This window comes from Acidimicrobiales bacterium, from assembly GCA_035536915.1.
In the GTDB taxonomy this organism is placed as follows: Bacteria; Actinomycetota; Acidimicrobiia; order Acidimicrobiales; family JAHWLA01; genus JAHWLA01.
The window spans coordinates 48,113-74,159 of the sequence record DATLNE010000044.1; the positions used below are offsets into that span (position 1 = coordinate 48,113).

The 26,047-nt window shown below is 69.1% G+C and carries 26 protein-coding genes, 3 tRNA genes and 1 pseudogene; 10 read left to right on the plus strand and 20 right to left on the minus strand.

Translation table 11 applies throughout. The annotated features are described in order from the left end of the window. Positions 1–13: 13 nt before the first annotated feature. The 3 genes from VM938_12465 to VM938_12475 all read right to left on the minus strand — a co-directional run bounded on the left by VM938_12465 (position 14) and on the right by VM938_12475 (position 4,690). Positions 14–2,329 (minus strand): transglutaminaseTgpA domain-containing protein, encoded by a 2,316-nt coding sequence (locus VM938_12465; protein ID HVF75855.1) that lies wholly within the window; start codon positions 2,327–2,329, stop codon positions 14–16. After that, positions 2,329–3,591: a DUF58 domain-containing protein gene (locus VM938_12470; protein ID HVF75856.1), complete on the minus strand. Its 1,263-nt coding sequence runs from the start codon at positions 3,589–3,591 to the stop codon at positions 2,329–2,331. Before VM938_12470 ends, VM938_12465 begins: the two co-directional genes overlap by 1 nt. Before the next feature lie 94 nt (positions 3,592–3,685). Further along, entirely contained in the window at positions 3,686–4,690 is a 1,005-nt protein-coding gene (locus VM938_12475) for a MoxR family ATPase (GenBank protein ID HVF75857.1), read from the minus strand. Between the two features lie 227 nt (positions 4,691–4,917). Here VM938_12475 and VM938_12480 point away from each other — a divergent pair, with 227 nt between their 5' ends. From VM938_12480 to VM938_12490, 3 genes and pseudogenes are all read left to right on the plus strand, one after another. Then, complete coding sequence (locus tag VM938_12480) at positions 4,918–6,747, plus strand: hypothetical protein (protein HVF75858.1); 1,830 nt, start codon at positions 4,918–4,920, stop codon at positions 6,745–6,747. A gap of 20 nt (positions 6,748–6,767) precedes the next feature. Further along, on the plus strand, positions 6,768–7,694 hold the full coding sequence (locus VM938_12485) for a hypothetical protein (GenBank protein HVF75859.1): 927 nt from the start codon (positions 6,768–6,770) through the stop codon (positions 7,692–7,694). Positions 7,695–7,715: 21 nt separating this feature from the next. Further along, positions 7,716–7,913, plus strand: a pseudogene (locus tag VM938_12490) (type II toxin-antitoxin system prevent-host-death family antitoxin). Between the two features lie 136 nt (positions 7,914–8,049). Here the strand turns inward: VM938_12490 and VM938_12495 are convergent. The 11 genes from VM938_12495 to VM938_12545 form a co-directional block, all read right to left on the minus strand. Further along, a complete protein-coding gene (locus tag VM938_12495) occupies positions 8,050–8,517 on the minus strand; it encodes a TlpA disulfide reductase family protein (protein ID HVF75860.1) in 468 nt (155 codons plus the stop codon). Positions 8,518–8,525: 8 nt separating this feature from the next. Then, positions 8,526–9,368, minus strand: coding sequence for a cytochrome c oxidase assembly protein (locus tag VM938_12500; GenBank protein ID HVF75861.1), 843 nt, complete (start codon positions 9,366–9,368; stop codon positions 8,526–8,528). Continuing rightward, on the minus strand, positions 9,368–9,682 hold the full coding sequence (locus tag VM938_12505; GenBank protein ID HVF75862.1) for a cytochrome C oxidase subunit IV family protein: 315 nt from the start codon (positions 9,680–9,682) through the stop codon (positions 9,368–9,370). The genes VM938_12500 and VM938_12505 overlap by 1 nt, the downstream gene beginning before the upstream one ends. Positions 9,683–9,690: 8 nt before the next feature. After that, a complete protein-coding gene (locus VM938_12510) occupies positions 9,691–10,314 on the minus strand; it encodes a heme-copper oxidase subunit III (protein HVF75863.1) in 624 nt (207 codons plus the stop codon). After that, positions 10,314–12,320: a cytochrome c oxidase subunit I gene (ctaD, locus tag VM938_12515; GenBank protein HVF75864.1), complete on the minus strand. Its 2,007-nt coding sequence runs from the start codon at positions 12,318–12,320 to the stop codon at positions 10,314–10,316. The genes VM938_12510 and ctaD overlap by 1 nt, the downstream gene beginning before the upstream one ends. 34 nt (positions 12,321–12,354) lie before the next feature. Then, a complete protein-coding gene (gene coxB / locus VM938_12520; GenBank protein ID HVF75865.1) occupies positions 12,355–13,365 on the minus strand; it encodes a cytochrome c oxidase subunit II in 1,011 nt (336 codons plus the stop codon). Between the two features lie 73 nt (positions 13,366–13,438). Next, positions 13,439–13,942, minus strand: a complete 504-nt coding sequence (locus tag VM938_12525; protein ID HVF75866.1) for a TlpA disulfide reductase family protein — start codon at positions 13,940–13,942, stop codon at positions 13,439–13,441. Next, positions 13,942–14,940, minus strand: a complete 999-nt coding sequence (locus tag VM938_12530) for a cupredoxin domain-containing protein (GenBank protein ID HVF75867.1) — start codon at positions 14,938–14,940, stop codon at positions 13,942–13,944. Before VM938_12530 ends, VM938_12525 begins: the two co-directional genes overlap by 1 nt. 8 nt (positions 14,941–14,948) lie before the next feature. Then, positions 14,949–15,530 (minus strand): hypothetical protein, encoded by a 582-nt coding sequence (locus VM938_12535; GenBank protein HVF75868.1) that lies wholly within the window; start codon positions 15,528–15,530, stop codon positions 14,949–14,951. Between the two features lie 91 nt (positions 15,531–15,621). Continuing rightward, positions 15,622–17,247: a cbb3-type cytochrome c oxidase subunit I gene (locus VM938_12540; protein ID HVF75869.1), complete on the minus strand. Its 1,626-nt coding sequence runs from the start codon at positions 17,245–17,247 to the stop codon at positions 15,622–15,624. A 55-nt stretch (positions 17,248–17,302) separates the two neighbouring features. Next, positions 17,303–18,169, minus strand: coding sequence for a heme o synthase (locus VM938_12545; protein ID HVF75870.1), 867 nt, complete (start codon positions 18,167–18,169; stop codon positions 17,303–17,305). Positions 18,170–18,230: 61 nt separating this feature from the next. Between VM938_12545 and VM938_12550 the strand changes: the two genes are divergently transcribed. The 6 genes from VM938_12550 to VM938_12575 all read left to right on the plus strand — a co-directional run bounded on the left by VM938_12550 (position 18,231) and on the right by VM938_12575 (position 20,216). After that, the gene (locus VM938_12550) at positions 18,231–19,094 is read left to right on the plus strand and encodes a COX15/CtaA family protein (GenBank protein ID HVF75871.1); all 864 of its coding nucleotides are present in this window, start codon (positions 18,231–18,233) and stop codon (positions 19,092–19,094) included. A gap of 12 nt (positions 19,095–19,106) precedes the next feature. After that, entirely contained in the window at positions 19,107–19,406 is a 300-nt protein-coding gene (gene clpS / locus VM938_12555; protein ID HVF75872.1) for an ATP-dependent Clp protease adapter ClpS, read from the plus strand. Between the two features lie 22 nt (positions 19,407–19,428). After that, positions 19,429–19,908 (plus strand): DUF2017 family protein, encoded by a 480-nt coding sequence (locus VM938_12560; GenBank protein HVF75873.1) that lies wholly within the window; start codon positions 19,429–19,431, stop codon positions 19,906–19,908. A 46-nt stretch (positions 19,909–19,954) separates the two neighbouring features. Beyond that, positions 19,955–20,030: transfer RNA gene (locus tag VM938_12565), tRNA-Glu, on the plus strand. Between the two features lie 8 nt (positions 20,031–20,038). Beyond that, positions 20,039–20,113: transfer RNA gene (locus tag VM938_12570), tRNA-Asp, on the plus strand. A 30-nt stretch (positions 20,114–20,143) separates the two neighbouring features. Next, positions 20,144–20,216: transfer RNA gene (locus VM938_12575), tRNA-Phe, on the plus strand. Positions 20,217–20,219: 3 nt separating this feature from the next. Here VM938_12575 and VM938_12580 read toward each other — a convergent pair. The 5 genes from VM938_12580 to VM938_12600 all read right to left on the minus strand — a co-directional run bounded on the left by VM938_12580 (position 20,220) and on the right by VM938_12600 (position 24,215). Further along, a complete protein-coding gene (locus VM938_12580) occupies positions 20,220–21,425 on the minus strand; it encodes a HipA domain-containing protein (GenBank protein HVF75874.1) in 1,206 nt (401 codons plus the stop codon). Next, positions 21,418–21,768: a helix-turn-helix transcriptional regulator gene (locus tag VM938_12585; GenBank protein ID HVF75875.1), complete on the minus strand. Its 351-nt coding sequence runs from the start codon at positions 21,766–21,768 to the stop codon at positions 21,418–21,420. The genes VM938_12580 and VM938_12585 overlap by 8 nt, the downstream gene beginning before the upstream one ends. A gap of 11 nt (positions 21,769–21,779) precedes the next feature. Continuing rightward, complete coding sequence (locus VM938_12590; GenBank protein HVF75876.1) at positions 21,780–22,508, minus strand: HAD family hydrolase; 729 nt, start codon at positions 22,506–22,508, stop codon at positions 21,780–21,782. Further along, positions 22,505–23,902, minus strand: a complete 1,398-nt coding sequence (locus VM938_12595; protein ID HVF75877.1) for an NAD-dependent malic enzyme — start codon at positions 23,900–23,902, stop codon at positions 22,505–22,507. Before VM938_12595 ends, VM938_12590 begins: the two co-directional genes overlap by 4 nt. A 115-nt stretch (positions 23,903–24,017) precedes the next feature. After that, positions 24,018–24,215 carry a BldC family transcriptional regulator gene (locus tag VM938_12600; protein HVF75878.1) on the minus strand — a complete coding sequence of 66 codons (198 nt, stop codon included), beginning with the start codon at positions 24,213–24,215 and terminating at the stop codon, positions 24,018–24,020. A gap of 128 nt (positions 24,216–24,343) precedes the next feature. On the opposite strand from VM938_12600, the gene VM938_12605 reads away from it, so the two are divergent. Continuing rightward, positions 24,344–25,423 carry a Glu/Leu/Phe/Val dehydrogenase dimerization domain-containing protein gene (locus VM938_12605; GenBank protein ID HVF75879.1) on the plus strand — a complete coding sequence of 360 codons (1,080 nt, stop codon included), beginning with the start codon at positions 24,344–24,346 and terminating at the stop codon, positions 25,421–25,423. Between the two features lie 31 nt (positions 25,424–25,454). Here VM938_12605 and pyrE read toward each other — a convergent pair whose 3' ends face one another. Next, entirely contained in the window at positions 25,455–26,006 is a 552-nt protein-coding gene (gene pyrE / locus VM938_12610; GenBank protein HVF75880.1) for an orotate phosphoribosyltransferase, read from the minus strand. Positions 26,007–26,047: the final 41 nt, after the last annotated feature.

The window sequence follows — 26,047 nt, forward strand, 5'->3', positions numbered from 1 at the left end:
CAGGGCTGCCGTCCTACGCGGGAGCCGATGCAGGTGCCAGCGCACGGCGTTCCTCCCTTCCTTGGCGGACGTCGGTCTCAGGTGCATACGGGCGCCGGACGGAGATGCGCGAGACGGCAGCCACGGCCCGCGCCGTGCCGGGCTGGCTCTGCGACAGCCGGCGGCGCAAGGCGCGCGACAGCTCTTCGGCCGCTTCGGCCAACTCCGGGGTGAGCTCGTGTTGCAGGTCGCCCCACAGGCCGCGGGTGACGAGCCACGCCAGCTCGGTGTGTTCGTCGTCGGCCACGAACCGGTCGAGGAACATCAGCGGCGTGTCGCTGCGGTGGGCGTAGCCGAAGTCGGCGGCATGGTCGCGCCACTCCGCGTACGCCAAGGCGATACGCGCTCGCGGGCCCGCAGCCCGCGCCGCCGAGCGCCGCCGCGACCGGCGGTACGCCTTTTGCAACGCCGGGAAGGTGGCGTACGCTAAGGCCAGCAAAAGCAGCATGGGGACCACGAGAAGCAAGGTCGAGCGCACCCGGTCTGCGAGTTGGCTTTCGCCCTCGACGACCACCGGCATGAACAGGCGCACCGAGACCTCGTCGCTCGGGAGGATCGATGGGTCGAACTGCTGCTGCGATTCGGTGCCGACCGTGGGCCGGGCGGTGCGCGGTGTGCCGATCACCGGCAGCCACTTGTAGCCCGGAAAGTAGACCTCCACGAAGTTGGCGCCGTGCTTGGGCCGGATCTGGAGGGTGCCTTCCTTGCCCTCCACCGGATCGCCGCCGTCGAAGCCGTAGCCGATGCGCGAGGGGATGCCCGCCCAGCGACCGAGCATGGCCTGGGTGGCCACGATCTCGAAGGGCGTGCCCTCCTTGGCACCGGTGAGCATGTCCTGCACCCGCTCGGGGGTGATCTCCTTGGGCACGCCCGGCCCGGCGGCAGTGACGTTGTCGAGCACGTAACGGCGGAGAAAGTCGAATGTTTCCCACTTCGAACCTTGCGGCGCCTGGTTGAGGAGGTCGACGACCACGGGAGGCGGGTCGGGGATGTCCAGGAACTGCGCCATCTCGCCTTCGTCGGGAACCGGTGCCTGTGCCTGCAGCGCATCGACGGTGGGCAGGGCGGCGGCGGTCACCGTGTACGACAGGCCCGCCTGCACTTGGCCCTCGGCAACGCGGATGTTGCCGTTGCGGCTGTCGTAGGCCAGGCGAGGACCCTCGGCGATGATGCCGACGCTGTTGGGCAGGGTGGGAACGACGGCGCCGCCGAGGCCCGCCACCGTGAAGCGCGCCCGCACGCCGGGGGCGAGGTCGGGATCCACGACGCCGCTCTCGGGCACGTCTTCCAAGCGGTTGTCGGCAAACGGCGGGAGGCGCCAGTCTTTGCCGTCGTACACGTCGAGGTTGCCGATCCGCCACGGTCCGGTGATGGTCGACTCGACGGTGAACAGGGCACGGTCCTCGACCTCGGAGAGGGGGACGGTGCGCGGCCGCTGGGGCTCTTCGGTCGGGTCGATGTAGGGGTCGGGGAAGAGGAAGTCGGTCTGCGAGAGCACCACGAGGGCCACGGTGATGAAAGCGATGAGCGGGATGGCCCGCAGGGCGCGGCGCACCTCGTAGGCCCGTGACGGGCGCTCGTCGCCCTCCCCTGCGGTCTGGGCGCTCGACAACACGGCGAGGGCGATGGCGAACAGGACCAAGGCGACGATGCCGCTCACGACCTGCTGGTCGTCGGGCACGCTGATGGCGGGAATGGCGGCCAACGGCAACGGCAGCATCAGGGCCAGGGCGGGCCGTCGCAGCACCAGGGCGATCCAGGCGGCGGCGAAGCCGACGATGCCCATCAGCCACCCGATGATGGCCTGCCACCCCGTGCGCAACCCGATGGGAGGCCGGAGCACGTCGGCCGTCTTGGCCGCCTCGGAGACGAGGGCCCGCACGCGCGTGAGGTTCTCGATGCCGCCGGGCACCACCATCAACAGGCCGATGGCGAACAAGCCGCCGACGATGGCGAGATTGGCCACGACCGGCCTGCGCTGGCGACGAACGAGCACCGCCAGGCCGATGCCGAGCAGTCCGCCTGCGGCGGCGTAGAGGCGAGCGCCGACCCCGGTGAACACGGCACCGACCATGACGGCCAAGGCGATGGTGGGGCAGGCGACGGCGAAGGCCAGGCGGCCGACGGGACCAGGCGGGTCCTCGATCTCGGGGAGCGCCCCCCCGTCGTCGCCCGCGTCGGCGGCCGCATCGAGGTCGGCCTCGACCCGGCCCTCCTCGTCGGCCAGGTTCTCGAGCACCTCGCCTTCGAGACGGACGAGTTCCGACTGCTCGGGCAGCGTGGTCGACATCAGCGGCTCCCGGCACCGGCGCCGAGAGCGCCGTACAGGGCGGTGGCCAGGTCTTGGCCGGGGTGGACGCCGGCCACCGCGCAACCCAGGCCTGCGGCAGTGCCGATGGTCTCGGCGTCGGCTTCGTCCCACACCAAGGCGACGACGAGCACGGACACGCCGCGGTTCACCAACATGCGCAACTGCGTGGCCTCGGTCGCATGCAGCCGCGGCGTGATGATCACGTGGTGGGCGTCGCGTGCCGGCCGGATGAGCAGGCGCATCAGCGCGTTGGAGAGCGAGTCGCGCGAGTGCTCGAGGCGGGCCAAGCCGTCGAGCAGCATCATCTGGCTGGCGGGGCCGCGCAGGGGCCGGGTGAGCGGCCCACCGCTGGTCTCGCAGCGCACTTCGTAGCCCTCGCGCAGGTGGCCGACGCCGATGGACGCGGCCACGCGGATGCCAGCTTCGAACGACTCGGAGTACCCCTCGCCGTCGCGGCTGTGGGCGGCCCGATCGGTGTTGAGGACCATCATGATCTTGTCGGTGATGCCCTGCTCGGCCTCGCGCACCATGATCGTGCCGGTGCGGGCGGACGCCCGCCACACGATGCGGCGAAGGTCGTCACCGGGCGTGTACTCGCGCATCCCGTAGAACTCCAGCCCCGACGGCCACGGCTTCGACACGGGTGGCCGGACGGGCGGGTCCTCGAACTGGCGGGTGAGGGGGCGGTCGTTGACCAGCTCGACACGGGGGTGCACGAGCAGCTCGAAGGGCTCGGCCACCACGGTCTCGCGCTGCGAAAGCCCGAGGGGGTCACCGGCGATGGCCACCAACGGGCCTACCTGGTAGACGCCGCGGCGACCGCAGCGCAGGCCGTAGCGGTGCTCGACCGCGGCCCCCGACGAGAGCTTGGCGATGGGCACCCGCACCGGGTTGCCGAGGCGCTCGGGCACGCGCTCTTCGAGGATGAAGGTGCTGACGGTGCGAGTGGCAGTGAGCCGCACGCGCACGTCGAGGCGGTCGCCTTCCTGTGCCCGCGGGAACAGGCCCTCGCGCTCGCCGGTGAGGCGCAGGCGTCGCGGCGCGATGGCGTAGCTCACGATGACGAGAAGGGCGGCGCCGTAGGCGAAGAGGTACATGGCGGTGCCTGCCACCACCCGGGCGGCGATCCAGAGCCCGACCGCAGCCAAGAGCGCCATCTGCCCGGCGCGGGTGATGCCGAGCCGGCGTTGCAGGTCGTCGAGGCGGCGCTTGACGGCACGCGGCGACCAGTTCTCGGCCACCGCATCGAGACGCGTCCGCCAGGCCGACGACGACCCAGGGGCCAACGCCTTCGGTGACCTCCGCCGCGTGGGACCCGCCATTCCCGCTCTGCCCTCAGCGCCCGTTACGGGCGGAGAGCGGCGGCTTTACTGCTCCGGTGATCCGCTCCAAGGCGGCCTCCACGGTGTCGCCGCGGAGCATGGCATCAGGATGCAGGACGAGACGGTGTGCCATCACCGGGCGCAGGACGGTGCGCACGTCGTCGGGGTAGACGTCGTCGCGGCCGTCGGATGCGGCCAGGACGCGCGCCGCCCGTAGAAGGGAGATCGAGGCTCGGGGGCTGCCGCCCATGGCGACGGCCGGGTCGGTGCGCGACGCCTGCACGAGGTCGACGATGTAGTAGCCCACCTCGGGCGCCACCGACAGCGTGGCGGCGTAGTTGATCATCGCCTGCACGTCGACGGTGCTGACGACGGAGCCGAGGTCCTCGATCGACAGCTGCACCGAGTTGTCGAACATGACCTCGAACTCGTGCTCGCGGGCCATGTAGCCCATCGACAACTTGAACAGGAACCGGTCGAGCTGGGCCTCAGGAAGCGGGAAGGTACCGGCCTGCTCGACGGGGTTCTGGGTGGCGAGCACGAGGAACGGCCGGGGCAGGTCGTAGGTGGTCCCGTCGGCGGACACGCGGCGTTCGGCCATGGCCTCGAGGAGGGCCGACTGCGTCTTGGGGGTGGCCCGGTTGATCTCGTCGGCCAGCAGCACGTTGGTGAAGATGGGGCCGGGCCGGAACTCGAACTGGCCCCGCTTCTGGTCGAGGATCGACGAGCCGGTGATGTCGCCGGGGAGCATGTCGGGGGTGCACTGCACGCGGGTGGTGAGCGCCTCCATCGACTGCCCCAGCGCTCGGGCCAACATCGACTTGCCGGTGCCGGGCACGTCCTCGAACAGGATGTGGCCCTCGCAGAGGATGGCCACCAGGGCGAGGCGCACGACGTCGCTCTTGCCCTTGATGACCGTCTCGACGTTCTCGGCGATCAGGTCGAACTGCTTCTTGAAGCGCTCGGTCGTCAGTTGGTTCCTTGAGGACCGGACCGGACGGGTGGTGGCAACAGCCATGGAGCGCTTCTCCCGTTGTAGAAGGGGGCTCAAACGGCGCGAATTGCCTGTCGCCGCCGATATCGTTGAGTGACTTCGCCGCCGCGCTCCGTTTGTCCTCCCTACGGGTGACACGGTCTTGTCACCTTTGGGTGACGCACGGACAGGGATCGTGGCTGACGGTCGAGAATACAAGCGATAGGGCACGAATCGGACGGGAGTCCGAGATTTCGTGCCACGGAGGCTGCATGGCGGCGGTAGCTGAAACGACCCGAGGACGGCCCACCGAGTGGGCCCGCAAGTATCCGCCGCTGCTGGCAGTCATCGCCGCGGCACTCATCGTCCTCGGGGTGCTCCCCTCGTCGCTCAACCTCCCGCAGGCCAACCCCAGCCAGACGTTGGAGTTCGCACCGGTCCCGCCTGACGACGACACTCCGCCGCCCGCCATGTCGGGGAACCTGTCGTCGCTCGGCCTCGCCGGCAGTTCCAGCCTCGAATCGCTGGCCGCCACCACCACGACCATGCTGGATAACCTGATCACCCCCGGCCGTAAGAACCGCAGCACGGCGACCGGTATCAAGAACTGCGTCGGCGACCCGCCCAAGCAGACCGAGGACCCGTTGGCGCCGCCCTGTGTGTCGAACTTCGAGGGCGACAACTTCGGCGCCACCTACCAGGGCGTCACCGGCGAAGAGATCCGCATCCTCGTCTACTTCGAGGGCTTTACATCGTACACCCAGTGCAGCAAAGGAGCCGAGAGCACCCCGGACGGCAAGCTCTTCGACCTGTGGGAGGAGCCCGACCCCGGGGGCGAGCACTGCATGGTGCGGGTACTGCGCGGCTGGCAGAAGTATTTCAACACCCGCTACCAGACCTACAAGCGCGACGTGCACTTCTTCGCCTTCTTCGCCACCGGGGGGCTGCACCCGACCGCTGCGTCGCGCAAGGCCGACGCCGCCGACAACTATTCGAAGGTCAAGCCGTTTGCCGTCCTCAGCTATGGGGTGGAGAACAACGACGCCTACCTGGAGTCGATGGCTCGCAAGGGCGTGTTGAACTTCGGCGCCTTTGTGGGCCGTCCGGCCGCCTTCTTCGCCAAGTACCCGAAGCTGGTCTGGGGCTTCTACCCGTCGCTTGAGCAGCAGGCCCGCATGTTCACGACCTACGTCTGCAAGAAGGCGGTCGACCGCCCGGTGAGCTTCAGCGGCAACCCGGAGAACAACGACGACGGTCGGATCTACGGCATGTGGTCCAGCAAAGACAAGGACCGGCCGGACCTCCAGCTCTTCGCCGACCTGGTCAAGCAGCAGCTCGAGGCGTGCGGCGTGACATTCAAGGCGCACCTGTTCTTCCCCACCTCGCAATACGTGCAGGACAACAGCACGACACCCCAGTACGCCGCCGACGCCGCTACCCAGTTCCGAGACGCCGGGGTCACCACCCTGATCTGGCCGGGCGGGTTGGAGACCAACCTCAGCAAGTCCGCGGGCGAATGGCGGCCCGAGATCGTGGCCGCCGGCGACCTCTTCCTCGACGGCAACAGCGAAGGCCATTACCAGCAGCAAGACTTCTGGCGGAACGCCTGGATCGTGTCGAACACCACCTTCACCCCGCTGTTCGAGCAGACCCTGTGCGCCAAGGCGCTCGCCGAGGCGCAGCCCACCGCGCCGAGAGACGACGTGCGCTACAGCTGTGACCTCGGGCTCTACAACGACCTGCGCCAGCTCTTCACCGGCATCCAGGTGGCGGGCCCCCGCCTCGGGCCGACCTCCGTCGACAAGGGCTACCGGGCCATCCCTAAGGGGCCGAGCGGCAACCGTGAGGTGCCCGCCTGCTTCTACGAGCCGGGCGACTACACGTGCACCAAGGACGCCGTAGCCCAATGGTGGGACCCGACCGGGGACTCCCCCAACAACGATCAAGCGGGCTGCTGGCGCATGACCGAGAACGGCAAGCGCTACCTGAGCGGCACGTGGCCCGACGGCAACGTCACAAGCCAGCGGTCTGGCAGCGACCCCTGCAACGGCTTCAACGGTGGTGGCCTGACCAACCCCAACCCCCCGAGCCCCGGCGCATGACGACCGGCAGGAGGACGCAGATGCCGAAGCTGCGAAGCGTGGCCCTCGGCGGCGTGCTCGCCGTCGTCACCGGCCTGGTGCCGGGCGTGGTGCTCGCCCCTACGCCGTCGGAGGCGATGTCGCACACGGCAGTGACGATCGGGGAAGGGGAGAGCTTCGAGGTCTCCTATCCGAGGATCGTCGGCAACAACCCGGCGGGCCTGGGGCACCGTCCCGATGCGTGTACAGCGTCGGTCTACTGCGACGTCGTCCGGCTCACAATCAAGCCGCCCACCTCTGACCCCACTGCCAGCTACTTCGTGCGCATCAGGATGTCGTGGCTGACGCGTGCGCAGACACCGGCGCCGCTGCTCGGGGAAGTGACCAACAACGACATGGACATGTACGTGTACGACGTGCCCTTCGTGCCCCCGCCCACGGGGGAGGACGACGAGTACGCCGCCACGGGAGCCACGGGCGCTCAGCCGGAACACGCCTATCTCGACAGGGCAGACGACTACGACGTGGTCATCGTGAACTTCTACGGGGCGAACGAGGAGGGGTACCGACTGGGGTTCACGTACGTGATGGAGACCGACTTCACACCCTTCGAGTCGCTCGACGACGGCGTTCGGCCGGTCATCGACACGAGCGGCGACCCGGTGCCCGCTCCGGCGGCACCGTCGTTGCCGGGGATTGGCTCGTCCCCCTTCATCCAGCCGCCGGTCGACCTCAACCCGTTGACGAACTTCGACGACCCGTTCGGGTTGGGGCGGCCCATCTCCAGCGTGGCGCAGGCGGGCGACATCCTCCGGCGGGCCGACGAGGCACGGGCAATCGCTGCGGCCAAGCCGGTGTCGGCGGCCACGGCGATCTTCTGGCTGGTGGTCTTCCCACTGCTGTTGGTGGGGCTGGCGGGCGCCTTCTTCATGCGCCGCCGCAGTACCGCGCTGCGCCTCGACGCCTGACACGTCGGCGCCGCGTATAAGGGCGAGCGTGTGGTCGTCACCAGGAACGGTCGGCCCGCCGCCGTACTCGTCAGTCCCGAAGACCTCGAAGCGCTAGAGGAAACGCTCTCGGTCCTCGCGGACGCGGTTCGCGAACTGGCGGAAGCGGAAGCAGCGGTGAGTGCCGCTGACGTCGTCCGCGGCGTCGAAGCGCTACGGGCGCTTCGCCGTCAGGCGTGAACCGGGAGCGCTGCGAGTTGGTCGTCGCCGGCGCGACAACACCAAGATCGTGACGGTTCTCCGGATCGACCGTCGTGCCGACGTGTACCGCAGTTGAGACCATGTTCCATAGCCAGGAAATTCGCTCCGTTCCGAGTCACCTCGTAGCGCCGACCAAGGCCTCGACGTCTGCCTCCTTGAGCAGGCCGAGGTGGCGGGCGCGGGCCACGCCGTCCCGGTCGACGAGCCACGTCACCGGGATGCCGGGTTTCTTGGCCACGCCGTAGGCGTCGGCGATCTGGTGGTCGGGGTCGACCACGCTCGCCCACGTCGCGCCCTGCTTGCGCACGAAGTCGCGGGCCGCCTCGGCGCTGTCGTCGAAGACCACGCCGAGCACCACCACGTCGTCGCCGTGCGCCGCCTTCAGCCGGGGGAACTCCTCTGTGCACGGCCCGCACCACGACGCCCAGAAGTTGAGCAGCACGACCCGGCCTCGGAAGTCCTCCAGCCGCACCTGCTTGCCGTCGAGGTCGACCGAGGTGAACGTCGGCGCTCGCTCCCCCACCTCGGCCCTCGGCGTGTCGGACGAGTTGCACGCCGCCAGCGCCAACAGCAGCACCGCCACCGCTCGCCTCAGGGCGCCGGCTCCTTGGGCGCAGCCGTGCGGGCCAGCTCGCGCTCCACATCGTCCCAACTCAGCGTCGAGGCCCGCTGGTCCTTGGCGTACCACCGGAAGAAGATCACGATGATCGTCCCCCACAACAACGACCCGGCGTAGATCTTCATGAGCGCCCCGGCCAACTGCTGGTCGTCGACGGCCGACAGGTCGAACACCCGCGGCGCCGCTTCGTAGACCCGGTAGATGACCCCGTCGGCAAACGTCAGGAACGACGCTGGCACGGTGGGCAGCACCGACTGCAGGAACAGGTACACCATGCGACCGGCGTCACCGAGTTGCGGCAGCTCCGGCGCTCGGCCCAGGTTCAGCACCGGCAGCCACATGATCACCGCGACGGTGAACAGCACCACATGCACGAAGAAGTGGAACAAGTGGTTCTCCACCGACGTGTTCACGATGCCCGGCGCGTGGGTCACCGCCGTCACCACATTGAACAGCAGCCCCGCCACCAGCGGCCGCGTCACCAAGCGCATGCCCGGCCGCACGAACAGCCGCCGGAACAGCGACGTGGGCAGCCCCAGCAACAGCAACGGCGCGGCGATCAACTGGTACCCGGCGTGCTGCACCATGTGCACCGAGAACAGGTACTTCTCGGCGATCTCGTGCAGAGGCCACTCGCTGTGCAGCCACAGGGCAGCGAGCCCGCAGCCGAACAGCACGACCTGGCGCCGCGTCACGTCGGTGCCCCGCACCCCCCGCCAGTAGGCCACGCCGAGCACGGCCACCAGCAGCCAGACGTCGGGATGGGCGTGGAAGGCCCACGGAGACTCGACCGGCGAGCCGTGGGCCAGCAGCATCAGATGAAGACGCCGAGGGTCATCAGGTAGGCGATGTAGACGCTCACCGCCAACACGAAGCCGCTGATGAACAACCGCCGCAGGATGCGGCTGTCGAAGCGCAGGTGCATGAAGTACGCCGCCACCATCACGAACTTGATGGCCGCCAGTGCAATGAGCACGACGTTGTTCAGCTTCTCCTCGAAGCTCCAGTAGTACAGCGCCACCTCGACGGCGGTGACGAGCGCCAGGATCGCCGCGATCTTGATGTAGAAGATCTCGGTGGGATGCGCCCCGTGGCCGTGCTCTGCGTTGGTGTCGTGCAGGTCGCTCATCGGCAGTCCTAAGGGATCAGGTAGATGACGGTGAAGATCACGATCCACACGACATCGACGAAGTGCCAGTAGAGGCCGGCGATCTCGACCACTTCCGTGCGATCGGTGCCGAGCTTGCCCCGCATCGACAGGTTCCACAGCGACAGCAGCATGACGATGCCGAGGGTGACGTGGACGCCGTGGAAGCCGGTCAACGTGTAGAACGCGGACGACGCCGGGTTGGTCTTCATCGTCATGCCTTCGCGGATGAACGAGGTGAACTCGTAGATCTGCCCGGCGATGAAGCTGGCACCGAGGAAGGCGGTGGCCAGCAACCAGATGCGCAGCCGCCGGTGGTCGCCCCGCTGGATGGCCGCCAGCCCCAGCACCATGGTCAGCGAGCTCATCAGCAGCACGAACGAGCTGACCGAGGTGTAGGGGATGTCGTAGAGCTCGGACGGGTTGACGCCCTCGAAGTGCTTGCCCCGGTAGAGGAAGTACGCCGAGATCAAGGCGCCGAACAGCAGGCACTCCGAGCCCAGGAACGTCCACATGGCCAGCTTCTCGTTGGAGAGGCCGGTGTTGGTGACGCCGTGGGCGCTGTGGTCGCCGCCGTCCTGGTGCGCGGTCGCGGGGGTGGTCGTGGCCGCCATCAGGCTTCCTCTCCGTCGCCCGTTGTCGCGGGCTCCAGCGCGGGCACCACCTCGGCTTCGGCGTGCTCGTCGTGGTGGTCGTCATGGGGCTCGGTCGACGGCTCGAGCGCCCAGGCGTACAGGCCGCCGAGCAGCACGATGGCGCCGAGCACCGCCAGGGAGTAGTTCTGCCCCGAGGTGCGGCCGTAGACCATGCCGTAGGCGATCAGCGGCAGGCCCGCCGAGGCCACCAGCGGGTAGTACGACGGCGACGGGATGTGGATGGCACTCGCGTCGACGTCGCCCATCTCCGACGCCAGCCCCGATCCCGCCGGGGGCGCCGTGTCGCGACGCACCGGGCGGCCTTCGGCGTCCTCGTCGTACTTCTCGTGCCAGAAGGCGTCGACGGCGTGCACGGTCGGGACCTCGGCGAAGTTGTAGGCGGGCACCGGCGAGGGGATGGCCCACTCCAGGGTGCGGCCGTCCCACGGGTCGGCCGACGCCACCACCCGCTCACGCTTCGACTTGGCCACATTCCACATGAAGATCAGCACCGACACGGCGATGAGAAAGGCGCCGACGGTCGACACTGTGTTCCAGAAGTTGAGGCCCAGCTCTTCGCCGTAGGTGTAGATGCGTCGCGGCATGCCCTGCAGGCCGAGCAGGTGCATGGGACCGAAGGCCACGTTGAAGCCGATCAGCCAGGTCCAGAAGTTCCACTTGCCCAGCTTCTCGTTGAGCATCCAGCCGAAGATCTTCGGCCACCAGAAGTAGATGCCGCCCATGATGCCGAACAGGGCGCCGCCGAAGAGCACGTAGTGGAAGTGGGCGACGACGTAGTAGGTGTCGGTCTGCTGGCGGTCGTGCGGCGACACCGCGTGGGTCACCCCCGACAGGCCGCCGATGGTGAACATGCCGACGAAGCCGATGGCGAAGAGCATGGCCGTGGTGAACTTCAACGACCCGCCCCACATGGTGCCGATCCAGTTGAAGATCTTCACGCCGGTGGGCACGGCGATGAACATCGTCGATATCGAGAAGGCCGAGATGGCGACCGGCCCGAGGCCGGTGGCGAACATGTGGTGCACCCACACGCCCCAGCCCATGAAGCCGATGGCGATGGAGGCGAACACCATCACCGGGTAGCCGAACAGCGGCTTCTTGGAGAAGACCGGGATGATCTCGGAGACCATGCCCATGGCCGGGAGGATGAGGATGTACACCTCGGGGTGGCCGAACAGCCAGAACAGGTGCTGCCACAACAGCGGGTTGCCGCCGCCCGCCGGGTCGAAGAACTGCGAGCCGAAGTTCCGGTCGAACATCAGCATGAACAAGGCGATGGTGATGATCGGCATGGCGAACAGCAGCAGGAACGACGAGATCAAGGTCATCCAGGTGAAGATCGGCATGCGCATCAAGGTCATGCCGGGGGCCCGGAGGTTGAGGATCGTCGTGATGAAGTTCACAGCGCCCACGGTCGAGGCGATGCCCAGGATCTGCAGGCCCAGCACCCAGAAGTCGATGTTGTGGCCGGGGCTGAAGGTCACCGAGGTGTTGGGGGCGTAGCCGAACCAGCCGCCGTTGGGCGCCCCGCCCAGCAGGAAGCTGGAGTACAGGAACAGCCCGCCGAACAGGAAGGTCCAGTAGCTGAAGGCGTTCAGCCGCGGGAAGGCCACGTCGCGGGCGCCGATCTGGATCGGCATGAGGAAGTTGAAGAACGCCGTCGACAGCGGCATGACGACGAGGAAGATCATCGTCGTGCCGTGCATGGTGAAGACCTGGTTGTAGGCATCGGCCGACAGGATGGTGCCGTCGGGCTGGGCCAGCTGCAGGCGGATCAGCAGCGCCTCGATGCCACCCAGCAGGAAGAACACGAACGACGTGACGCCGTACATGATGCCGATGCGCTTGTGGTCGATCGTGGTGATCCAGCCCCAGACGCCCGTGGTCTCGGTGGGGCGCTTGAAGAGCGCCGGCTCCTCCGGGGGAGGCGGCGGGGCCAGAGACGGCTCGAGAACGGTGGCCATTAGCGATTCAGCTCCAGACGCAAGGTGATGGTCGTCACTTCAGCGTGTTGAGGTAGGCGATGAGCTTGGTGATCTCATCTTCGGTGAGCTCCAGGTTGGGCATCAGCGAGCCCGGCTTCTCACCCGGGGGATCGCGCAGCCAACGGCGCAGGTTGCGGTCGTCCAACTCGAACATGGCGCCTGCGAACGTGTCGCGCTGCTGGAGGTGGGTGAGGTTGGGGCCGAACTCGCCCGCCGAGTAGCCCTCGACCACGTGGCAGCTGGCGCAGCCCTTGGTGCGGAACAGGCCGGCGCCTGCGGCGGCGTCGCCCGTCAGGGTGGAGACGTCGGCAGGCCGCGTGCGGTTGGCGGCGTACCAGCGCTCGAAGTCGGCGGGCTCGTGGGCCACCACCCGCAGGAGCATGTTGGCGTGGGAGAACCCGCAGAACTCGGCGCACTGGCCGTAGTAGATGCCGGGTTCGTCGGCCTGCACTGTCATGTGGTTGGTGCGGCCGGGGATGGCGTCGACCTTGCCCGACAGCTTGGGCGGCCAGAAGCTGTGCACCACGTCGGCTGCTTCCAGGTCGATCGACACCACGCGGCCGACGGGGATGTGCAGCTCGTTGGCGGTCACGATGGCGTCGCCGTCGTAGCGGTACTCCCACCACCACTGGTGGCCGATGACCCGCACCTTGAGGGCGTCGGCCGGGGGCTTGGCGTTGATGTCGGCGATGGTGCCGAGGGTGGCGACGCCAATGACGGCGAGGATGACGGCCGGGGCGATGGTCCAGCCCAGTTCCAGCTTGGCGTTGCCGTGCACCTGCTTGGGAGCGTCGTCGTCGGAGCGGCGGCGGAACTTCACCACGGCCACCACGATGAGCACGTTGACGAGCACGAAGATGGCCCCGGCAACCCAGAAGACCGGGTTGATGAGGTCGTCGAGCTGCCGGGCTTCAGGGCCGCGGGGGTCGAATGTGTTCTGGGGCTGCGACGAGTCGCCGCACGCCGTCGCAACGACAGCGAGCAGGCCGGTGAGCGCGGCGAGACGGGTCTTCCGGGAGGTCAACGTGGCTTCCTTGGGATGGTCTGGTGCGCCAGTTCGGGCGTCAGCATTTCGCATGGGCCGAAGCAGTGCCAAGTCAGGCCGCCTCTCGCAGTCGTTCGACCCATTCGTCGAGTTTCTTCGCGGTCAACGGGCCTCGCACCGTTCCGGCCACCCGGCCGTCGGCGGCGACGAACACCGTGGTCGGCATGCCGGTGAGGCGATAGGCGTCGGCCACCTTGCGATGGGGGTCGTAGCCCGCCGGGAAACCGATGCCCAGCTCGTCGAGCAGGTCGGTGGCCTTGGTGCGCGAGTCGGCCACGTCGATGCCCACGAAGGCCACCTGGCTGCCGTGGCGGGCCGAGGCGCGTTGCAGGATGGGGAGCTCCTCCCGGCACGGGGCGCACCAGGTGGCAAAGAAGTTCACCACGGAGGGGCGGCCTGCGGGCAGGGCCACGGTGGCGGCGGGGTTGCGGACATCTTCCACGGAGAACGCAGGGGCGACGAGGGGGGACGGGTCGGAAGCGCCGTCACTCCGGCCGACGAGCAGGAGCGCGGCCACGGCGACGACGCCGAGCGGCGCAAGCCAAAGCCGGCCCATCACTCGACGACGAACTGCCCTCTCATGTTGACGTGGAAGTCGCACACGAAGATGTAGGTGCCGGGCGGCGGGGGCTTGAGCTCGTATGTCTGGTTGTCGATGCCGGTGAAGCCCACGCCGTTGAACAGGGGCTTGGCGTCGGCGTCGACCCCGTCGTAGATGGCGACGTTGTGGTAGATGCCGGGGTCGCTGTTGGTGAAGTCGATCTTCACCTTCTCTGCGTTGCCGGGGACCACCAGTTCGGCCTCAGCGAAGGCCGTGTCCTTGGCGGTGACATGCACCTCGGGCACTGCATGGCCGTGGTGCTCGAAGTGGCGTTCGCCTTGGGCGGCGCCCGCCACGCCGGCGCCGAAGGTGGCGATGGCGCCCACGACGGCGGTCGCGCTCAGCACGCGGGGGCTGACGCGGGGCTTGAGGGCGAACACGGCGAAGACAGCCACCAGGGCGATGGCCACCACCATGGCGATGACGGTGGCGAGGTCCTTGTCGACGGCCAGGAGCACCCGGGAGAAGCTGGCCGCCAGGGCCAACACGAGCAGGAGCATGAGGATGGGCAGCGACGCGGGGACGAGGAAGCGGTAGTCGACCCGCTCGCGCACCCGGGGAGTCCAGTTGGGGTGCTCGCTCCAGGCCCGGCCGAACCAGCCCATGCCCACGACCACGGTGAGTCCGATGCCGAGGGCGACCAGCGGTGCCCCGACGGCGGCGCCCACGGCGACCACGCCCACGGCGAGTGCGGTGAGCAGGGGGAAGATCGAACCCCGGGCGGCGGCGCCCGGCGTGGTGGCCCGGGGGTCGGGGGGCGGGGCGTCGGGGGCCACGAAGGGCTCGTCGTCGCGGGCGACCAGCATGGCGAGCCCGGCGACCGAGGCGGCCACGGCCAGGCTCAAGAAGATGCCGATGCCGGCGCGTTCGCCGACCGACACGCCGTAGCCGGCGGCGCCCACGAGGGCCAGGCCGGCGAGGGCGAACAGCAGCTTGGTGGGCAGGCTGAGCAACGCAGCTCCTACTTGAGGACGACGACCGTGTACCACACGGCGACGGTCGCGACGACGGTGAACTGCCAGTACCAGCCGAGGGCACGGGCCTGGTCGGGGTCGGCGGCGGAGACCTGCGAGCCCGCCAACCGGAAGAGCGTGAGGACGACGAAGGCGATCCCGATGGCCACGGCGACGGCAAGGGCCAGGACCATGGCGGTCACCACCGTGCCGTAGGCGTGGGTGGACGCCCCGTAGTCGGCGTGGTTGGCGGTGAAGGCCAGCAGGTTGAGGAAGGCGAGGCCGAAGCCGACGGTGATGCCGAAGGCGGCGGCGGCCTGCTTGCCGATCCCCCGGCGCACGGCCGAGATGCCCCACTCCACGGTGGCCGAGCTCAGCAGCATGGTGATGACGAGCATGTTGCCGAGGTACTGGTCGAGGGTGGCGTCCTCGGGCGGGAACGGGTGCACGCGGGAGCGCAGCAGCACGTAGACGGCGATGAGGGTGCCGAACAGCATGAACCCGCCTGCGCCGACCAGCAGGGCGGCCAGGGAGAGGGTGCTGCGGTGGCGGGCGCCGCCGCCGGCGGGGAGGGCGAGGGGCGCCGTCATCGGGCCACCTCCGGCGAACATGCGGAGGAATCGCGCTGGAAAACGGCGCGATTCGTACGCAACTTCGGCATGGGGGCGGGGAGAGCAGCCATCAGTTCGACCCTCCGGAGGTGCGCAGGTCGTAGAGCGGGTACGGGGAGCGGACCTCGGGCACGGCCACGAAGTTCTCAGGCGGCGGGGGTGACGCCGCGGCCCACTCCAAGGTCAAGCCCTCGTAGGGGTCGGCCTCGCTTGTGGCCTCGCCCCGTCCGGCCAGCGCCCGCACCACTTCGAGCACCAGCAGGGCCACGCCGACCAGCACCAGCACACCGCCCGCCGCAGCCAGGCGGCTGTAGTTGAGCTGGGTGGTGTCGGTGTAGTCGCTGACATGGGCGGGGGCGCCGTCGTAGCCCAGCAGGTAGGTGCCAAGGCCGTTGAGGAAGAAGCCGCCGAAGAGCAGGAGGAAGATCAGCCCGCCCAGGCCGTTGGCCAACTGGCGGCCGAACAGCTTGGGCGCCCAGTGGTAGATCGACGCCACGCCCAGCAGCAGCGGGGCGCCGAAGACGACCATGTGGATGTGGGCGGTGGTCCACGCCGTGCCGCCGTCGACCTTGGCCAGCGCGGCGACTCCGGCGTTGACGGCACCGAAGGCGGCCAGGCCGAGGAAGCCGGCCACGAAGGCCAGGCTCACGTGGAAGTGGGGCTTGCCCTTCACCAACGAGCCCAGCCAGAGCAGGGCGAGCAGCCCCACAGGCACGGCCACGAGGGCGGTGGCGGGCGAGTACGTCGGCAGCACCACGGCGTCGGCCACCTGGGTGCCTGCGCCCCATGCCGCCAGGCTCAGCAGGCCGAAGGCGGCGAGAAGCGTGCGGGCGCCCGCATGGCTCAGCAGCGGCCGGCGGGAGTGGGTGGCGACGATGTCGCTGGCCGCGCCCAACCCCGGGAGGAGCAGCAGGTAGACCTCCGGCCGGCCGTGCAACCAGGCCGTGTGCTGCCAGACCACCTGCGCCGCGGGGTTGTCGGCGCCGAAGAACTGCCCGCCGAAGTGCTGGTCGAGGTAGAGCAACAGCATCCCGGCGATGAACACCGGCGCGGCCAGGATCGTCACCAGGTTGGCCACGCCGTTCGCCAGGGTGAACAGCGGCAGGCGGGCGTAGCTGAGGCCCGGCGTGCGCAGCGTGGCCAGGGTCACGGCCAGGTCGAGCGAGGCCAGGAAGGTGGCCACGGCCACCACGATCAGCCCGAGCACCCACAGCACCGCTTCGACCTCGCCGCCCCCTTCGGGCGTGCGGATGGGCGAGGCGGTCGACAGGCCGAGCCCGGTGGGCCGGCCCACGATGTAGCTCGCCACCAGGATCCCGCCGCCCACCACGTGCAGCCACAGGGCGAAGGCGTGGAGCCGGGGCAGGGCCAGGCGGGAGGCGCCGATCTGCAGCGGCACCAGGAAGGTGGCCAGGCCGATCCACAGGGGGGCCAGGAACAGCACCGGCGTGACCGTGGCGTGCATGGAGAAGACCCGCACGTAGTCGTCGCCGAGGAACTGGTTGCCCGCCTCGGCCAGCTCGCCCCGCAGGGCGACGCCCAAGGCGCCGCCGACCACGAGGAACAGCAGGGAGACGGCCAGGTAGAGGAGGCCGAGGCGCTTGTGGTCGGCCGTCGACAGCAACCCGGTGGGAGCAGGGGGTGTCGCCGGCGCGGCAGCGGCCGGGGCCTCGGGGCGGGTCTCGGTGAGCGTCATGCGCCTTCCTGGGATGGAGCGATCGACGGTTCGGGCGTGCGAACTCTAGACAGCCTCATGCGCCCCGGACGACTTGGTCGAGGGCCATGGAGCCGAAGAGCACGGTGACGTAGGAAATGGAGTAGTGGAACAGCTTCATCGCCCGCGCCGGCGTGGCGTCGCGCAGGAGCTGGAGCGCCATCAGCAGGAACACGGCACCGGTGAGGATGGCCGTGCCCAGGTAGATCGACCCCATGTGGCCCACGTCGGCGAACCACAGCGACGCCGCCCACAGGGCGACGGTGTAGAAGACGATCTGGCGGGCGGTGGCGGCCAGGCTGGCCACCGCGGGCAGCATGGGTACGTCGGCCGAGGCGTAGTCGTCCTTGTATCGGATGGCCAGGGCCCAGAAGTGCGGCGGCGTCCAGACGAAGATGACGGCGAAGAGGACGAGGGGGGCCAGTCCGAGGCTGTTCTCCACGGCGGCCCAGCCCACCAGGACGGGAACGGAGCCTGCGGCACCGCCGATGACGATGTTGTTGCTCGTCGTCCGCTTGAGCCACAGGGTGTAGACGAAGACGTAGAACAAGGTGGCGCTGACGGCGAGGGCGGCGCTGAGCAGGTTGACCAGCACCCACAGCTCGACGAAGGCGAAGACCTCGAGGGCCACCGCGAAGGTGAGGGCGGCCCGGGGCGTGACGGCGCCGGTGACCAACGGCCGGTTGCGGGTGCGGTGCATGACTGCGTCGATGTCGCGGTCGACGTACATGTTGACGGCGTTGGCGCCGCCTGCCGCGAAGGCGCCGCCCACCAGGGTGGCGAGGATGAGCCAGCCCGAGGGCACCCCACGCGCCGCCACGAACATGGTGGGGACGGTGGTGACGAGCAGCAGCTCGATGATGCGCGGTTTGGTCAGGGCGACGTAGGCCCGCAGGCGGGACATCGAGGGGGGAGACTAGGTGCGTGGGGGGTTGTTCTTCGAATCGCCCTACCATCGCCCGCCGATGTCCCCCGCTGCGTACCGACGCGTCACGCTGGTGGCGCTCGTCGCCCTGTTCTTCATCGTGGTGACCGGCGGGGCGGTTCGGCTCACCGGCTCGGGGCTCGGCTGCCCCGACTGGCCGACCTGTTCCAACGACCGGCTGGTGGCGCCGTGGGAGTACCACGCCATGGTCGAGTTCGTGAACCGGGTGGTGACCGGGGTCGTGTCGGTGGTGGTGATCTTGGCCGTGCTGGGGTCGCTGCGACGGGTGCCGCGGCGCCGCGACCTGGTCGGCTACTCGCTCGGCTTGGTCGCCGGGGTGCTGGGCCAGATCGTGCTCGGCGGGCTCACCGTCTTGTTCCACCTGCACCCGGCCTTGGTGGCCGGGCACTTCCTGGTGTCGATGGCCTTGTTGTGGTGTGCCGTGGTGTTGCACCACCGGGCGGGGCGGCCCGACGACGACGTGGCCGTGGTGGCCGACGACCCTGAGCTGGTGCGGGTGAGCAGGCTGCTGCTGTGGGCGGGCGCGCTGACGATCGTGCTGGGCACGGTAGTGACGGCCTCGGGGCCGCACGGGGGCGACGAGACAGCCCGGCGCTTCGGGTTCGACCCCGGTGAGGTGACCCGGTACCACGGGATCGCCGCCCTGCTGTTCGTGGCCCTGCTGCTCTACACGGTGTGGGGCATGGTGCGCACGGGTGCGGCCGCCGCGCTGGTGCGCCGGGCCGAGGTGGTGGTGGCCGTGGTGATCGGCCAGATCGTCGTGGGCTACGTGCAGTACTTCTCGGGCGTGCCCGCCCTACTGGTGGGGCTGCACATCGTGGGCGCCGCGGGGGCGTGGGTGGCGCTGGTGTGGTTCCGCGTCGGCGTGGGCGCCCGCGCCTGAGAGAATCAGGGGATGGCAGCACCGACTGAGGCACCTGTCGAGGTCGGCGAACCCGGCACCTCCGACGTGGTGGAACCCGACCGCCCGTGGATCGTGCTGGTGTGGAACGACCCGATCAACCTGATGTCGTACGTCACCTACGTGTTCCAGAAGCTGTTCGGCTACAGCCGGGAGAAGGCCACCAAGCTCATGCTCGACGTGCACGAGAAGGGCCGGGCCGTGGTGTCGTCGGGCAGCCGCGAGCGGGCCGAGCTCGACGTGTTCCGCCTGCACGAGCATGGCCTGTGGGCCACCATGCAGCAGGACCTCTAGTGCTCCGTCCAGGGAGCACTAGATGAAGCGGCGCATCGAGCGGACTCGGGGCGGCGACTACCGGGTGCGGCTCGAAGGCGAGGAGCGGGAGCTGTTGCGCACACTGCCGCCGCAGCTGCGCGAGCTGCTGGCCGAGGGCGACGACGGCGACCCGTCGGTGCGGCGGCTGTTCCCGCCCGCCTACGTGGGCGACGAAGAGCACGAGGACGAGTACCGGCGCCTCATGGGCGACGACCTGCGCGAGCACCACCTGCAGGCCATCGCCATCATGGAGTCGACCATCGACCAGGAGCGGCTGGCCGAAGGCGAGTTGGTGGCGTGGCTCTCGGCGGTCAACGACCTGCGATTGGTGATCGGCACCCGCCTCGACGTGTCGGAGGACATGGACTACGACGCCATCGCCCCCGACGACCCCCGGGGGACGGGGTTGGCGCTCTACAGCTACCTGTCGTGGCTGGAGGAACAGATGGTCGAGGCGCTGGCCTCGTCGTTACCGGGTTGAGGGTCGGAGGCGGACTGCTATCGTGACCACGCCCTCACGGAAGCCGGCCCCCATCGTCTAGCGGCCTAGGACACCGCCCTTTCAAGGCGGCAGCACGGGTTCGAATCCCGTTGGGGGTGCCAGCATCGTTGGTCCTGTGGTGCAGTTTGGAGTGCACGCCGGCCTGTCAAGCCGGAGGTCGCGGGTTCAAATCCCGTCAGGACCGCTCCGTCGGCCTACCTCGGTAGGCCGTCACGGTCGGGTAGCTCAGTTGGTAGAGCGCGCGCCTGAAAAGCGTGAGGTCACCGGATCGACACCGGTCCCGACCACTCTCACGAGCCGAGGTCCTCGCGCCGATTGAGCATGACTCGTCGGAGGTGCTCGGTACGCCGGTCGTCGAGCCCGATCTCGCCCAACCGCTCTGTAGCAGCGGGGACGACGTCGCAGATGCGATCGAGCAGGTGGTGCACGGCGGGCGCGGGCACCCGGAAGCGGGCGGCGAAGTCGACGTAGTACCGCCGCTTGAACGCCAGGTCGCGTCCGTCGAGTTGGAGGGCCATGCGCTCGTCCCTCGTGTACGGGAGGTCGGCGACCAGGTCGTAGGCCGGTGCCAGGCCCAGGATGTCGCCTTCTCGCAGGATGCTGATGTTCTTGGCGTGCAGGTCGCCGTTGGCAATGACGTAGCTGAAGGCCACCAGGCGGATGAGGTCGCGCACGGCCACGACGGGGGCATCGACCAACTCGACCACCTGCTCGGTGACGCGGTTGATCGACAATCGGTACTTCTCCGACGGGTACTCGTCGCAAAACTGGCAGGCGTCCTCCTGCTCAAGGCGCGACACGCCGCTTTGGCCCACGACCCGGTCGAAGCGCCGGACCCACAGCCCGGTGCGCCCCGACCCGTCGACGACGACTTCGGCCTGCGCCACCCGGAGGCCGGCGTCGGCGGCCAGGCGCAGGAAGAACGCCTCGTTCTCGACCAGCGCCGGGTACTCGGGCGGGTTGAGCTTGAGGATGTAGGCGCCCGTCGCCGTGCGCACGGGGAACGAGATCATGTCGGCGGACACCTTGGGCTGTACGCCCGGCAGTGCTGCCCGCTCGACCTGTTCTCCCCCCACGGCGACGCTGGCCTCGAACAGCGCCTCGAAGTCGAGAGCGCTCCAGTCCGTGCCTTGCACCAGGGGCGGCGGCGGCGTCGGGTCATGGCCTGCGGGGACGACCCGGACATCACCGATGCAGTCGCCGCCGACTGCCAGCAGCAGGCTGAACATGTCGTCGGCGGACGTCTTGATGCGCGAGCGCAGTGCCGTGAGGCGGACGCCCTCAGGAAGCAGGCCGGCAAAGAAGGGGTGGACGGCGCCACCCTGGCGCACGACAGGTTGGCCGCTCACCGGGAGGGCACCGGCGACGGCTCGCCCGCGATACCCCGAGACGTAACGGAAGGCGGTCGTGCTCCCTGTGCGCTCGAGCGTGCCCGCCAACTCGTCGCCCTTGTAGACGTCAGCCCGCTCGATGCCGCGGACGTCGGCCTCAGTCATCGGCAACCACGACCGGGCGGCCTGGCTCTACCCGCATCCGCAGACCCAGCGTGCGGAGGACGGCCACCACGACGTCGAGGCGAACGGTGGCCTTGCCTGTCTCGATCGCCGTTACCGTTCGCTGCCCGCAGCCGGCCAGGTCGGCCAAGTCGGCCTGGGTCAGCCCCAGCCGCTTACGCCGAGCCCGGATGACCTGGCCCAGAACGGCAATGTCATGCGCACGATCGTGCGCTTTGTCGGCGGATTGCCCGGGCACCCCGTCATAGTACCGTTGAAAGCGCACGATCGTGCGTTTTTTGTCCGTTGGCCGCCGTTCATCCGGGCGGAACGCCCGAAGGCGCACGATCGTGCGTACTACATGACCCCAAGGGCCTCGGGCAGCTCCGAGTGGTGCTTGATCACGTGGTCGCCTTCGGGCTCGGGCTGGGAGGTGTCGTCGCTCACGCCGATGTAGCGCACGGCCACCATGCCCATGGCCTTGGCCCCGGCGATGTCGGTGCGGCGGATGTCGCCGACGTGGGCCACCCGCTCGGGAGCGGGGTTGCCGAGGCCTTCGAGGGCGTGCTCGTAGATGACCGGGGACGGCTTGTAGGCGCCCACCTCGTCGGAGAACGACCAGTGGTCGAACAGCGGCAGCACGCCGTGGCGGATGAGGTGGGTGCGCAGGCTCGACGACGGCGTCATGCCCACGTCGCAGATGATGCCGAGCTTGATCCCCGCGTCCTTGAGCGTGCGCAGGGTGTCCTCCACCCCTTCGGTGAGGTGCAGTTCGGCGTCCTCGCCTGCGTTGCCGAACGACTCCAGCAGCGCCGCCCGCACGTCGGGGGGCACGTCGAAGCCCAGGTCTTCGATGATGTCCTCGGCCGCCTGGGCCGCTTGGTACTGCTGGTTCGACGTCCACGACTCGACGTAGCGCTTCCACGAGGCGTCGAAGAGGGCGTCGAGCTGTTCCCGTTCGCAGGCGAAGCCGACGTCTTCGAGGATCCCGGCCCACGCCTCCAGGCGCTTGCCCCGCAGATGCCCACGGTCCTCGTAGATGAGCGTGTTCCAGTAGTCGAAGGTGACGGCCTCGATGGCGCTCATCGGATCACGCCTTCGGACACGGCGGCCTCGGCCACGGCGGCGGCCACCAACTCCACCACCCGTTTGTTGAACACGCTGGGCACGATGTAGCCGGCCGACAGCTCGCCCTCGGGCACGGCGGCGGCGATGGCGTCGGCCGCCGCCAGCTTCATGCCCTCGGTGATGGTGCGGGCGCCCGCGTCGAGCGCGCCCCGGAAGATGCCGGGGAAGCACAACACGTTGTTGATCTGGTTGGGGTAGTCGCTCCGGCCCGTGGCCATGACCGCCACCAACCCCTCGGCGTCCTCCGGCGTGATCTCGGGGTCGGGGTTGGCCAAGGCGAACACGACAGGGTCGTTGTGCATGACCCGCAGGTCGTCTCGCAGCAACACGCCTGGCCCGCTCACGCCGATGAACACGTCGGCGCCGGGCATGACCTCGTGCAGCGACCCCTTGCGGTGCTCGGGGTTGGAGTTTTCGGCCAGCCACTGCTTGGAGGCGTCGAGGTCGGACCGCCCCTCGTAGATGGCGCCCTTGCGGTCGACGCCGATGATGTTGGGCACCCCCGCCTGCAACAGGATCTTGGTGATGGCGACCCCGGCGGCGCCCACCCCCGACATGACGACCTTGAGGTCGGCCATGTCCTTGCCCACCACCTTGAGGGCATTGCGCAGGGCGGCGAGGACCACCACGGCGGTGCCGTGCTGGTCGTCGTGGAACACGGGGATGTCGAGGCTGGCCTTGAGCCGTTCTTCGACCTCGAAGCACCGGGGGGCGGCGACGTCCTCCAGGTTGATGCCGCCGAAGACCGGCTCCAGCCGCTCGACCGTCTCGATCAGCTGCTCGGCGCTGTCGACCCGCAGGCACACGGGGAAGGCGTCGATGCCCGCGAATTCCTTGAACAGCAGCGCCTTGCCCTCCATGACCGGCAGCGCCGCTTCGGGGCCGATGTTGCCGAGCCCGAGCACCGCCGTGCCGTCGGTGACGATGGCGACCGTGTTGCGCTTGATCGTGTAGCGGTGGACCTGGGCGGGATCCTCCGCTATGGCGTTGCACACCCGGGCCACGCCCGGCGTGTAGGCCATGGACAGGTCGTCGCGGCTGGCCAACGGGACCTTGGAGCGGACCTCGATCTTGCCGCCCTCGTGCATGAGGAACGTGCGGTCGCGTACGTCGAGCACGTGGATGCCGTCGAGCTCCTCGATGGCCTTGCGGATGCGCTGCACGTGCTCGTCGTCGGCCGCGAACACGGTGACGTCGCGCACGATGACGTCGGGTCGGGCCTCGGCGATGTCGAGTGCGGCGAGGCTGCCGCCTGCTTCACCGATGGCGGTGGCAAGGCGGCCGAGGACCCCCGGCTTGTTCTCGAGCTCGACCCGGAGGCTGACGGAATAACTGGCGTTGGGCGTAGGCATGCTGGCCTGACGCTACCTGCCGGAAAACGACTCTGGTCCGAGGTTCCGGCACCTGCGTGCGGGAACCTCGGACCAGAGTGAAGGAATCAAAGGGACTTCCCCCCGTCGATGTGGTTCAGGCGGTCTCGTGCTCCATCTGCTCCAGGCAACGGCGGATCTCGGAAGCCCGGAAGCGGCGGTGGCCACCCAGGGTGCGAATCGCTGTGATCTTGCCGGCCCGCGCCCAGCGGGTGACGGTCTTGGGGTTCACTCGAAACAATGCTGCGACTTCCGCAGGCGTCAGGAGTGCGTCGGGGGTGTTCTGGTCTGTCATCTGGAGTCCCTTCGGAAAGTGTCCCTTTCGTGCCCCGAAGGTACGGGCAGTCCCTTCCGGCGTCGATGGCCCGAACGCGTCATCTTGCGTAGTTCGAACTGACTAGTTACGCCCTAACCTGGGCTTTTGTGAAGGTGTTCGAGCGCATCGGCGGCGACGACTACGAACAAGTCGTCTACTGCCACGACCGTTCGGTGGGGTTGCGGGCGGTCATCGCCGTGCACTCCACCCGGCTGGGCCCGGCGCTGGGCGGCACCCGCTTCTTCCCGTACCGCTCCGAAGACGAGGCCGTGGAGGACGTGCTGCGGCTGGCTCGGGGCATGACCTACAAGTCGGCCGCCGCCGGGCTCGACCTGGGCGGCGGCAAGGCCGTCATCATCGGCGACCCCGCCCGCGACAAGCACGAGGCGCTCCTGCGGGCCTACGCCCGCTTCGTGGATGCGTTGGGCGGGCGCTACATCACGGCCGAGGACGTCGGCACCACCCAGCCCGACATGGACCTCATCCGCCGCGAGACCCGCCACGTCACCGGGGTGAGCCAGTGGCTGGGCGGCTCGGGCGACCCGTCGGCCGCCACCGCGTGGGGCGTGCTCCACGCCATGAAGGCGGTCGCCAAGCGGCTCTGGGGCACCACCGAGCTGGCGGGCCGCCACGTGATGGTGAGCGGCACCGGCAAGGTCGGCTACTGCCTGGTGCGCCACCTGGTGGAGGAGCGGGCCCGCATCACCGTGGCCGACGTGAACCCCGCCGCGGTGGAGCGCACGGTGCGCGACCTCCAAGTGGACTCGGTGCCGCCGGAGAAGGCGCACGCGGTGGAGTGCGACATCTTCTCGCCGTGCGCCATGGGGGCGGTCCTCACTGCCACGACGATCCCCGAGTTGCGCTGCGCCGCCGTGGTGGGCTCGGCCAACAACCAACTGGGCGAGCCGTCCGACGCCGAGGGCTTGGCCGAGGCAGGGGTGCTTTACGCCCCCGACTTCATCGTCAACGCCGGGGGCGTCATCAACATCGCCGAGGAGCTGCACGGCTACCACCAGGAGCGGGCCTACGAACAGGTCCGGCGCATCTACGACACCACCACCGAGGTGCTCGACACGGCCGCGGCCGAGGGCACCACCACGGCAGCGGCGGCCGACCGGGTGGCCGAACGCCGCATCGAGGCGGTGTCGCACGTGCGGTTGTTCCGCACCCCCGGCGAACTGCGCTGACCCCACCGGCTTCTGGGTCGTGACAGCCGGCTTACGCCCCCTCGTACGGGAAGCCGAGGTCGGGAGCGGTCACCAGGGCGGTGAAGGGGATGCCCTCGGCGGCGGCCATGGCCTCACACGTGCCGCCCCGGTCGACCAGCACCACGATCTGCACCACCTCGGCGCCGAACTCCCGCACCACCGTGGCCGCCTCCAACAACGACGTGCCCCGCGTGACCGTGTCTTCGGTGATCACCACCCGGTCGCCCGGGTCGAGGGCTCCGGCGATGCGGCCCCCCGCCCCGTGGTCCTTGGCCTCCTTGCGCACCGAGAACGCCTTCAAGCCTCGGCCCCGCGCTGCGGCCACCCCGGCCACCCCAAAGGCCACGGGGTCGGCGCCCATGGTCAGTCCGCCGATGGCAGTGGCGGACGGGTCGAGCACGTCGAGGGCAGCGTCGGCCATCAATAGCAGGCCGTCGGGGCGGCACGCCGTCTGCTTGGAGTCGATGAACCACGAACTGCGCCGGCCCGACTTCAGCACGAAGTCGCCGGTGCGCACCGAGTGCTCCAACAGGTGGCGGCGCAGGCCGTCGAGGTAGGTCATCACCGTCCCTCCCCCGAACTTGCGTAGGAAACGGCGCGGAA